The sequence below is a fragment of the Streptomyces tendae genome, from assembly GCF_014650435.1.
In the GTDB taxonomy this organism is placed as follows: Bacteria; Actinomycetota; Actinomycetes; order Streptomycetales; family Streptomycetaceae; genus Streptomyces; species Streptomyces tendae.
Map to the genome: position 1 here is coordinate 119833 of NZ_BMUY01000020.1, position 10329 is coordinate 130161.

General features: G+C 72.3%; 8 protein-coding genes and 1 pseudogene. 2 read left to right on the forward strand and 7 right to left on the reverse strand.

The features are described from left to right. Window positions 1-5: 5 nt before the first annotated feature. A complete protein-coding gene (locus IE258_RS36795; RefSeq protein ID WP_189750168.1) occupies window positions 6-476 on the forward strand; it encodes an ATP-binding protein in 471 nt (156 codons plus the stop codon). A 10-nt stretch (window positions 477-486) separates the two neighbouring features. Here IE258_RS36795 and IE258_RS36800 read toward each other — a convergent pair whose 3' ends face one another. Beyond that, window positions 487-921: an ATP-binding protein gene (locus tag IE258_RS36800; RefSeq protein WP_104636626.1), complete on the reverse strand. Its 435-nt coding sequence runs from the start codon at window positions 919-921 to the stop codon at window positions 487-489. A gap of 130 nt (window positions 922-1051) precedes the next feature. Next, a complete protein-coding gene (locus tag IE258_RS36805; RefSeq protein WP_189750169.1) occupies window positions 1052-2959 on the reverse strand; it encodes an AMP-dependent synthetase/ligase in 1908 nt (635 codons plus the stop codon). 154 nt (window positions 2960-3113) lie between these two features. Here IE258_RS36805 and IE258_RS36810 point away from each other — a divergent pair, with 154 nt between their 5' ends. Beyond that, on the forward strand, window positions 3114-3350 hold the full coding sequence (locus IE258_RS36810) for a DUF6480 family protein (RefSeq protein ID WP_030190612.1): 237 nt from the start codon (window positions 3114-3116) through the stop codon (window positions 3348-3350). Between the two features lie 43 nt (window positions 3351-3393). Here IE258_RS36810 and IE258_RS36815 read toward each other — a convergent pair whose 3' ends face one another. From IE258_RS36815 to IE258_RS36835, 5 genes and pseudogenes are all read right to left on the reverse strand, one after another. Then, window positions 3394-4485, reverse strand: a complete 1092-nt coding sequence (locus IE258_RS36815; RefSeq protein WP_189750170.1) for a glutamate--cysteine ligase — start codon at window positions 4483-4485, stop codon at window positions 3394-3396. 72 nt (window positions 4486-4557) lie between these two features. Continuing rightward, a complete protein-coding gene (glgB, locus tag IE258_RS36820) occupies window positions 4558-6783 on the reverse strand; it encodes a 1,4-alpha-glucan branching enzyme (protein WP_189750171.1) in 2226 nt (741 codons plus the stop codon). 3 nt (window positions 6784-6786) lie between these two features. Beyond that, window positions 6787-8148 (reverse strand): maltokinase N-terminal cap-like domain-containing protein, encoded by a 1362-nt coding sequence (locus IE258_RS36825; RefSeq protein WP_189750172.1) that lies wholly within the window; start codon window positions 8146-8148, stop codon window positions 6787-6789. Between the two features lie 28 nt (window positions 8149-8176). Next, window positions 8177-9895 (reverse strand): maltose alpha-D-glucosyltransferase, encoded by a 1719-nt coding sequence (treS, locus tag IE258_RS36830; protein WP_189750173.1) that lies wholly within the window; start codon window positions 9893-9895, stop codon window positions 8177-8179. Continuing rightward, window positions 9892-10329 (reverse strand): annotated as a pseudogene (locus IE258_RS36835) (alpha-1,4-glucan--maltose-1-phosphate maltosyltransferase); the annotation flags it as partial. The gene treS and the pseudogene IE258_RS36835, both read right to left, overlap by 4 nt.

Below are 10329 nucleotides of genomic sequence, written 5' to 3' on the forward strand. Positions count from 1 at the left end.
CTGCCATGGAACCAGCCGACCGGACCACCACGACAGCCGCCACCACCGCACCACCCCGCCTCGCGCCCTTCGCCGTACCGGCACAGGGCGCCGGAGCCGGCGCCGCGGCCGCACGGGCGTACGCGGAGTCCGTGGCGCGCACGGGCTGGGGCGGCCCCGGCCGCGAGGTGCGCGAGGAGGACGTCGTCGACCTGCTGCTCGTCGTCTCGGAGCTGGTGACCAACGCGATCCGGCACGGCGACGGGCTGGCCGGCTTCGAGGCCCGGCCCACCGAGGAGGGACTGTGGATCGCCGTCCACGACCACAGCGCCGTGGTGCCGCGGGCCGCGTACGCGTTTCCGACCACGCACCCCGGTGGCGGTTACGGCTGGCCGCTCGTCGCCCGCCTCGCCCGGGACATCGCGGTCGAGGTGCGTCCGGAAGGGGGCAAGACGATCAGCGCGCTGGTGCCGCTGCGCGCGGCCGGCGCCCCGTGAGCCGCGCCGGTCACCAGGGCAGGAAGACGTGGATGTCCTTGCCCTGTTCCCCGGTGACCACACTCACCTGGTCGGACAGGGTGTGGATCAGATGCCAGCCGATGCCGCCGCCGCCCTTGCTCGGATGGAAGGGGCGCGGCGCGGGCTCCGTGGTGTTGGTGTCGTGCATCACGACGTGCACACCGTCGAAGGTGCGGCGCAGCCGCAGCTGGAACGGCCCCGGAGCGTACTGCACGGCGTTGGCCGCCAGCTCCGTGACGACGAGGAGGATGTCGTCCCAGTGCTCGGGCGCCGCGGGCGGCGCCGCACGGGCGAGGTCGTAGAGGAACTCCTCCGCGACCAGCCGCGCACCGGTCACATTGTGCAGCTCCCCGGCGAAGCTGGCGGTGCGGTTCGTGATCTCCTCGGAAGCCAGTGTCCTGTCCCAACGCGACTCGGCTGCCATTGCGCCTTCCCGGCCCGGCACCGGCCGGGCTCCTTCCCTTCTTCTGCGGATCCCCTTCGTTGGTAAGTTCCCGTGTCGGCTGAACCTAGTCGCGCCGGTGTGCCGGTCCGACGGCGGGACGGGCCCCGGATCAGCGCAGGAACACGTTGTCCGCGTCCTCCCAGGCGGCCGGCTCCTCCGGCGGCCGCACCGGCCGGCGGTGCGAGCGCGCCTCGTACATCGCGTCGATCTCCAGCGAGTAGGCCCGTGCGATCTCGTCGCGGCGGAGCTTCATCGACGGGGTGAGCAGCCCGCCCGCCACGTCGAAGGGGCTGGGCAGGACGCGGAAGACCCTGATGGACTCCGAGTGCGACACGGCGCTGTTGGCCGCGGCCACGGCCCGCGCGATCTCCTCCCGCAGCGCGTTCTCCTCGCGTGCCTCCCGGGCGGGGGCGTCGCCCGGCAGGGCCAGGGACGCCCGCCAGTGCGTCAGGAACTCCGGGTCGAGCGTGATCAGCGCACCGACGCAGGGCCGGTTGTCGCCGACCAGCACCGCCTGGTGGACCAGCGGGTGCATCCGCAGCCGCTGCTCCAGGGCGGCAGGGGCGACGCTCTTGCCGCCGCTGGTGATGATGACGTCCTTCTTGCGGCCGGTGATCGCCAGGTAGTTCTCGTCGTCCAGGTGCCCGAGGTCGCCGGTGGCCAGCCAGCCGCCGCGCAGCACCTCGCGGGTGGCGGCCTCGTCACCGACGTACCCCTGGAACAGCGAGGGCCCGCGCACCAGGATCTCCCCGTCGTCGGCCACCCGGATCTCCGTGCCGGGCAGCGGCTGCCCCACGGTGCCCGACTTCTCCCGGCCCAGCGGCTGCATCGTCAGTCCGCCGCTGGTCTCCGTCAGACCGTAGCCGTCGTGCACGTAGACGCCGATGCCCTCGTAGAAGAGGGAGAGCTCGCGGCTGAGCGGCGAACCGCCGGACGTCGCCCGGCTCACCCGGCCGCCCAGCGTCTCGCGCAGCCGCCGGTACACCGTCCGCTCGTACAGGGCGTGCTGCATGCGCAGGTCGAGACCGGGTCCGGGCCCGCGGCCCAGGCGCCGGCGCTCCAGTGCGGCGGCGAAGTCCCGCGCCGTGTCCGCGGCCCGCTCGAACAGGGCACCGCGACCGGACTGCTGGGCGGTGCGCAGGAAGTTCTTGTAGATCTTCTCCAGGACGGAGGGGACGGCGTACAGATACGTCGGCCGGAAGGAGCGCAGGGCCGAGGAGAGCGCCTCCCCGGTCGTCACGGGCTCGTGCGCCATCAGCAGCCCGCCCCGCACGCACAGGCTCTGGATCATCAGCCCGTACACGTGCGAGAAGGGGAGGTAGGCGAGGACCGCGCCCTGCTCTCCCGGCGGCGCCGCCGTGTGGCCCCAGCCCGCGAGCAGCGTGTCGCACGGCGCGGCCAGAGAGCGGTGGCTCAGCGCGCAGCCCAGGGCGCGGCCGGAGGTGCCGGAGGTGTAGGCCACCACCGCGGTGGAGTCCGGCAGCACGATACGGCGCATGGAGTCGACCGTGGTGAACGGGAGGAACTCGCCGCGCGCCACCAGCGCGTCCAGCGCGCCCGCGTCCAGCTGCCAGACGTGGCGCAGCGCGGGCAGCGACGCGCACACCGAGCCGACGGTCATCACGCTCTGCTCGTCCTCGACCAGCACGCCCACGCAGCCCGCGTCGCGCAGGATCCACTCGACCTGGTCGCGCGAGGAGGTCGGATAGATCGGCACGACCTCGGCGCCCACCGTCCACAGGGCGTAGCTGAAGACCGTCCACTCGTACCGGGTGCGGGCGAGGATCGCCACCCGGTCGCCGGGCGCGATCCCGCTCGCGATCAGGCCCTTCGCGAGGTCGACCACCTCGTCGCGGAACTCCACGGCCGTCACCTCGTCCCAGACCGCCGAGCCGGGGCCGCGGCGCCGGGCGAGCATCGGCAGGGTCGGTGTGCGGGCGGCCGTCTCGAAGAGGCTGTCGGCGAGCGAGCCGGTCAGCGGTGGGACGGCCCGGGGAGCGAGTGCGGTCTCGCGCATGCGCCTGCTCCTGACGTGTACGGACGGTGACGCCGCCGACGAACACCGTGGTCGACGGTGCTCGGAGGCTAGCCCAGCCGCAGGCGAAGGGGGACCGGGAACGCAGAAGTGTTCCCACCCGGTGATCCGGCGGGATCGGGGGACCCGGGAGGACATGACGTACGTGAATCCCGATCCCGAACCCCGGCTCAGCACCGGCCTGGAGCCCGGCGGCGGTGTGCCGCCCGGGGAGACCCCGCCGGCGGAGAGCAGCATGCCCGAGGCAGGCCCCCAGGACCTGCTCAGCAACCCGGCCAAGGGCTGGAGCAAGGGGCCGATGGCCCTGATCCTCGCGGTCGTGCTGATCTTCGCGGTGGGTCTCCTGGGCTACGCCCTGGCCCTGATCTACTGACCCGATCTACTGACGCCCCTGCACCGGCGCCTCGTGTGACGCCTCAGGCCGCCTGGGTGCGGCGCACGCACGCGGCGACGACCTCCCGCAGGCTGCCCGTGCGCTCCAGCAGCTCGCGCTGGACCCGGGCGCCGTTGCCGTGCCGCAGCAGCGCGTCTACGCCCTCGCGCACCCGGTCCAGGTCGCCCGCGGCCGCGAGGGCCTCCCCTGCATGCTCGAGGAGGTCCCGTACGACCGTCCCGGCCGGCACCCGCCGCATCGTCGCCGGGTGCAGCAACTCCTCCGTCAGTCCGGAGCGGGCGGCCCGCCAGGCGGCGAGGCGGAGCAGGCTCACGCTGTCCTCGGCCGGTTCCGTCCCCCCGCGCCACTCCTGTGCGGCCGTGTCGACCAGCGCGCGGGCGAGCGCGGCGAGGACGACGGCCGTGGAGGCGTCCAGGCAGACGTCCGCGACCCGGAACTCGACCGTCGGATACCGGGGGGAGAGCCGGACGTCGAAGTAGACCATCCCGTCGTCCAGGATCGTCCCGGTCGCCAGCATGTCCGCGACCCGGCGGTGGTAGCGCTCCGCCGAGCGGAACAGCTCCGTGGGACCGGCCGACGGCCAGCGCTGCCAGACCCGGCTGCGATAGCTGCTGTAGGAGGAGTCCCGCCCCTGCCAGAACGGCGAGTTCGCGCTGAGGGCGGCCAGCACCGGGAGCCAGGGCCGCACCCGGTCGATCACCGCCACGCCCTCCTCGTCGGACTCGACCGACACGTGCACGTGGCAGCCCAGGACCAGCTGCTCCTGGACCACGACGCCGTACTGCTCGGCCATCCACTCGTAGCGCCGGTTCACGCCGATGGAGGGCGTCACCGGCAGCGGCGAGGTGGCGAGCGCGGCCACGGCGCACCCGATCCCCCCGGCATGCCGGCCGGCCTCCTCGCGGCAGCGGACGATCTCCGCGTGCAGCAGCTCCATGTCCGACTGCGGATGCGTGGCGAACTCGAGCATCTGCTCGTGCAGCTCCTTCTCGAACACTTCCTGACCGGCGTCGTCCAGGAAGGCCCGGGCGAGCACGGCGGCGGACAGCGCCCGCGGATCGCCGGTCGCGGGATCGACCAGGAGGAGCTCCTCCTCCACTCCGACGGTGCGCACGTGGTGCCGCCTTTCTGTGGGCCGGTGCCACCGACCGACTGCCCCGGACAGCCGGTCGGACACCTGGTCGGCTCACAGGACGGACGGGACCAGCCACACCGTCGCCAGCGGAGGCAGCGTGATCCGGATGTTCCCGTCCTCCGGCTTGACCGGGTCCGGGTTGGCCACGCCGCTGCCGCCGTACTCCTCGGCGTCGGTGTTGAGCACCTCCTGCCAGGCGACGGCCTCGTCACCGACGGCGAGCCCGTACGCCTGCCGTACGACCGGCGAGAAGTTCGACACCGCCAGCAGCGGGGTGCCGTCCGCGGAGTACCGCAGGAACGCGAAGACGTTGTCCTCGGCCGCGTCCACCGAGACCCACCTGAAGCCGGCCGGGTCGGTGTCGCGCTGCCACAGGGCCGGGGTGCGCGCGTAGCGGGTGTTCAGCTCGCGGACCAGGTCCCGCACGCCGCGGTGGTCGCCCGCCGAGTGGTACCCCTCGTCAAGGAGCCACCACTCGGGTCCCTGCTTCTCCGACCACTCCGCGCCCTGGGCGAACTCCTGCCCCATGAAGAGCAGCTGCTTGCCGGGGTGGGCCCACATGAAGCCCAGGTACGCCCGCACGTTCGCGCGCCGCTGCCACCAGTCGCCGGGCATCTTCGACACCAGCGCCTGCTTGCCGTGCACCACCTCGTCGTGGGAGATCGGCAGCACGTAGTTCTCGCTGTACGCGTACACCATCGAGAACGTCATCTCGTGGTGGTGGAACTTGCGGTGCACCGGCTCGTGGGCGACGTACTCCAGCGAGTCGTGCATCCAGCCCATGTTCCACTTCAGGCCGAAGCCGAGCCCGCCGGTGTCGGTCGGCCGGGTCACCCCGCCCCACGCGGTCGACTCCTCGGCGATGGTGACCACACCGGGGCAGCGCCGGTAGACCGTGGCGTTCATCTCCTGGAGGAAGGCCATGGCCGCCAGGTCCTCCCGGCCGCCGTACTGGTTGGGCTCCCACTGACCGGAGTCGCGCGAGTAGTCCAGGTACAGCATCGAGGCGACGGCGTCCACGCGCAGCCCGTCGATGTGGAACTCCTCGCACCAGTACACGGCGTTCGCCACGAGGAAGTTGCGCACCTCGGTCCGCGCGAAGTCGAAGGTGTACGTCCCCCAGTCCGGGTGGGTGGCGCGCCGGTCGTCCCCGGGCTCGTACAGCGGGTCCCCGTCGAAGCGGGCCAGCGCCCAGTCGTCCTTCGGGAAGTGCGCCGGCACCCAGTCCATGATCACGCCGAGTCCGGCCCGGTGCAGCGCGTCCACCAGGTACCGGAAGTCGTCGGGCGAGCCCAGGCGCGCGGTCGGCGCGTAGAAGCCGGTGACCTGGTAGCCCCAGGACGGCCCGTAGGGGTGCTCGGCGACGGGCATCAGCTCGACGTGCGTGAAGCCCAGGTCCTTCACGTACGCGGGCAGCTCCTCGGCCAGCTCGCGGTAGGTCAGCCCCGGCCGCCAGGACGGCAGATGCACCTCGTACACCGAGAACGGCGCCTCGTGCACCGGCGTGTCGGAGCGGGCCCGCATCCACTGCGCGTCGCCCCACTCGTAGCGGGACGAGGTCACCACGGACGCGGTGTTCGGCGGCTCCTCGGCCGCGCGGGCCATCGGGTCGGCCTTGAGGAACCGGTGCCCGTAGCGGGAATGGATCTCGAACTTGTACCGGGTGCCCTCGCCGACGCCCGGCAGGAACAGCTCCCACACCCCTGACGAACCCAGCGAGCGCATCGGGAACGCGGTGCCGTCCCAGTGGGTGAAGTCGGTGGCGACCCGCACACCCTGCGCGTTCGGCGCCCACACCGTGAACCGGGTGCCGGTGACCCCCTCGTGGGTCATCGGCTCCGCGCCCAGCGCCCGCCACAGCTGCTCGTGCCGGCCCTCGGTGATCAGATGCAGGTCCAGCTCGCCGAGGGCGGGCAGGAAGCGGTAGGGGTCGTGGGTCTCCTGCGGCTCGCCCTGCTCGTACGCCACCGCCAGCGTGTACGCCGGGATCCCGGCGAGCGGCAGCACGCCGGAGAACAGGCCGTCCCCCTCCGACCCGAGGGCGTGGCGCTCGCCGTCCACGACCACGCTCACCTCGCGGGCGAAGGGGCGCAGCGCGCGGAAGGCGATGCCGCCGGGCACCGGGTGGGCGCCCAGCAGGGCGTGCGGGTCGTGGTGGGCGCCCGCCAGCAGGCGCCCCCGGTCGTGGGGGTCCAGCGGCGGCGCGGTCGCGCACGCACCGGGTGCGGGCGCGACGGGGCCGGACGGCTCGGGGATCGAGGTGTCGCGGAGGGCCACGGGTCAGTCTCCTCTCACGGCGAGTCGTTCGATCGCCGCCATGGGTACGGGAAGCCAGTCGGGGCGGTGCCGGGCCTCGTACAGCACCTCGTACACGGCACGGTCGGTCTCGTAGGCGCGCAGCAGGCCGTGCTTCTTGCGGGGGTCCCAGCCGGCGCGGGCGGCGTAGCCCGCGCAGAACGCCTCGCGGCAGCGGCGCGCCCACTCCGGACGCCACGGGCGGCGCTGCCGGGCTGCGTAGTCGAAGGAGCGCAGCATGCCCGCGATGTCCCGCACGGGGGAGTGGGCGCTGCGCCGTTCGGCCAGCGGGCGCGAGGGCTCGCCCTCGAAGTCGATGACGAACCAGTCCCGGCCGGCCCGCAGCACCTGACCCAGGTGCAGGTCGCCGTGGATGCGCTGGGCGGGCGGGCCCGAGTCGCAGGTCGACAGTGCCGCGAACGCGGCGCGCAGGCCCGGGACGAACGGCTGCAGCGCCGGTACGCAGTGTGCCGCCGCGGTCAGCCGCTCGGTCATCGCCGCCGCCGTGCGGCCGTTCTCACCGGGCACGCCCACCGGGAAGGCGGAGGCCAGCGCGAGGTGCACGTCGCCCATCGCCTGCCCCAGCTCGTGGGCCTGCACGGTGAACTCGTCCCCGGCGGCGAGCGCGTTCAGGGAGAGGGTCCAGCCGTCCGAGGCGCCGTGCAGGAAGGGCTGGAGCACGCCGAGCGTCGCCTGGTACGGATGGGTCGTGCGCATCCACGCCACCGGCGCCGGGACCCGGCCGCAGCCCTGCCGGGCCAGCGCGTCCGGCACCTCCAGGTCGGGGTTGACGCCGGGCTGGACGCGCCGGAACAGCTTCAGGATGAACTCGTCGCCGTAGATCAGCGAGGAGTTGGACTGCTCGGCGTCCAGCAGCCGCGGTGCCAGGCCCCCGGGCACCGGCCGGGCGGGGTCGGCCTCGAAGCGCAGGGGTCCCGCCTTGCCCGGGTGCCGCAGCCGTTCCAGGAGCAGCTGGGCGGTCCGGGGGTCGTGCAGCGCGTCGTAGACCGTCCGCCCGGCCAGCGGCCCGTCCTGCACCTGCCCGATGACGGCCCGGCCCAGCCGCGGAGCGGGCTGCTCGCGCACGCCGAGCAGCAGCTGGTAGCAGTCACCGGCCAAGGGAGCGCCGCCCGGGAAGGGCACGTCTGCCTGCCCGGTGTGCACCAGGAGGTGCAGACAGCCCGGGAACAGCTCGGTCATCGACAGCAGACCCAGCTCGGCCACGGGCCGGTCCTTGCCCGCGAACCAGCGCTGGCGCGGCAGCCACTGGCGCAGCAACTCGCCGAGCGACGCCATCGGCTCGGCGAGCTGCCCGCGTCTCGTGCGCAGGGGTGCGGTCTTCGGCATGGTGACGCGTCCTTTCCTCGGCCCACGCTCAAGCGCGGCGGCCGATGCGGGATGCGACTCGGGTGAGCCGGAACCAGTAGAAGCCGTGGCCCCCGAGGGTCAGCAGGTACGGCAGTTCGCCGATGGCGGGGAAGCGGACCCCGCCGAACAGCTCGACCGGATGGCGTCCGGCGAACTCGCGCAGGTCCAGCTCGGTGGGCTGGGCGAACCGCGCGAAGTTGTTCACGCACAGCACCAGGTCGTCCTCGTACTCGCGCAGGAAGGCGAGGACCGCCGGGTTGGAGGAGGGCAGTTCTGTGTAGGTGCCCAGGCCGAAGGCGGGGTTCTGCTTGCGGATCTCGATCATGCGGCGGGTCCAGTGCAGCAGGGAGGACGGCGAGGCCATGGACGCCTCGACGTTCGTCACCTGGTAGCCGTAGACCGGGTCCATGATCGTGGGCAGGTAGAGGCGTCCGGGGTCGCAGGTCGAGAAGCCCGCGTTGCGGTCGGGTGTCCACTGCATGGGGGTGCGCACGGCGTCTCGGTCGCCGAGCCAGATGTTGTCGCCCATGCCGATCTCGTCGCCGTAGTAGAGGATCGGCGAGCCCGGGAGGGCCAGCAGCAGGGCGGTGAACAGCTCGATCTGGTCGCGGTCGTTGTCCAGCAGGGTGGCGAGCCGGCGGCGGATGCCGATGTTGGCGCGCATGCGCGGGTCCTTGGCGTACTCCGCGTACATGTAGTCGCGTTCCTCGTCGGTGACCATCTCCAGGGTCAGCTCGTCGTGGTTGCGCAGGAAGATGCCCCACTGGCAGCCGGACGGGATGGCCGGGGTCTTGGCGAGGATTTCCGAGACGGGGTAGCGGGACTCGCGGCGCACGGCCATGAAGATGCGGGGCATGACCGGGAAGTGGAAGGCCATGTGGCACTCGTCGCCGCCGGTGGCGTAGTCGCCGAAGTAGTCGACGACGTCCTCCGGCCACTGGTTGGCCTCGGCCAGCAGCACGGTGTCCGGGTACTGCGCGTCGATCTCGCGGCGCACCCGCTTGAGGAAGGCGTGACTGGCGGGCAGGTTCTCGCAGTTGGTGCCCTCTTCGGCGTACAGATAGGGCACGGCGTCGAGACGGTAGCCGTCGACCCCGAGGTCCAGCCAGAACTTCAGGGCGGCCAGCATCTCCTCCTGCACGGCCGGGTTCTCGTAGTTGAGGTCCGGCTGGTGGGAGAAGAACCGGTGCCAGTAGTACTGGCCGCGGACCGGGTCGTAGGTCCAGTTGGACGCCTCGGTGTCGACGAAGATGATGCGGGCGTCGGGGTAGCGGGTGTCGTCGTCGGCCCAGACGTAGTAGTCGCCGTAGGGGCCGTCGGGGTTCTTGCGGGACTCCTGGAACCACGGGTGCTGGTCGCTGGTGTGGTTCATGACGAAGTCGATGATCACGCGCATGCCGCGCTGGTGGGCTGCGTCGATGAACTCCACGAAGTCGGCCAGGTCGCCGAACTCGGGCAGCACGGCGGTGTAGTCGGAGACGTCGTAACCGCCGTCGCGCAGCGGTGACTTGAAGAAGGGCGGGAGCCACAGGCAGTCCACGCCCAGCCATTGCAGGTAGTCCAGCTTGGCGGTGAGGCCCTTGAGGTCGCCGATGCCGTCGCCGTTGCTGTCCTGGAAGGAGCGGACGAGGACCTCGTAGAAGACGGCTCGTTTGAACCAGTCCGGGTCGCGGTCCTTGGCGGGGGTGTCCTCGAACTTGTCCGGCACGGGCTCGTTCACGGTCATGAGGCTGCGGACCCTTCGTTCCGGGGCACGGCGGCGGAGGGCCGGCGGAGGTGGAGGACGTGGGCGGGGGCCCGGCCGGGCTCCAGGCGCACGTAGTTCGTGCGGCCCCAGTGGTAGGTCTCGTCCGTGAGTTCGTCGTGGACCGGCACCGACTCGTGCCAGTCCAGGCCGAGCTGCGGCATGTCGAGCGAGATCGTGGCCTCCTGGGTGCGGTGCGGATCGAGGTTGGCGACCACCAGGACGACGTCCGAGCCTTCGCGCTTGCTGTACGCGACGATCGCGTCGTTGTCGGTGTGGTGGAAACGGAGGTTCCTCAGCCGGTGCAGCGCGGGGTGGGCGCGTCGGATGGTGTTGAGGCGGGTGATGAGGGGGGCGATGGTGGTGCCCTCGCGGGCGGCGCGGGTCCAGTCGCGGGGTTTGAGCTGGTATTTCTC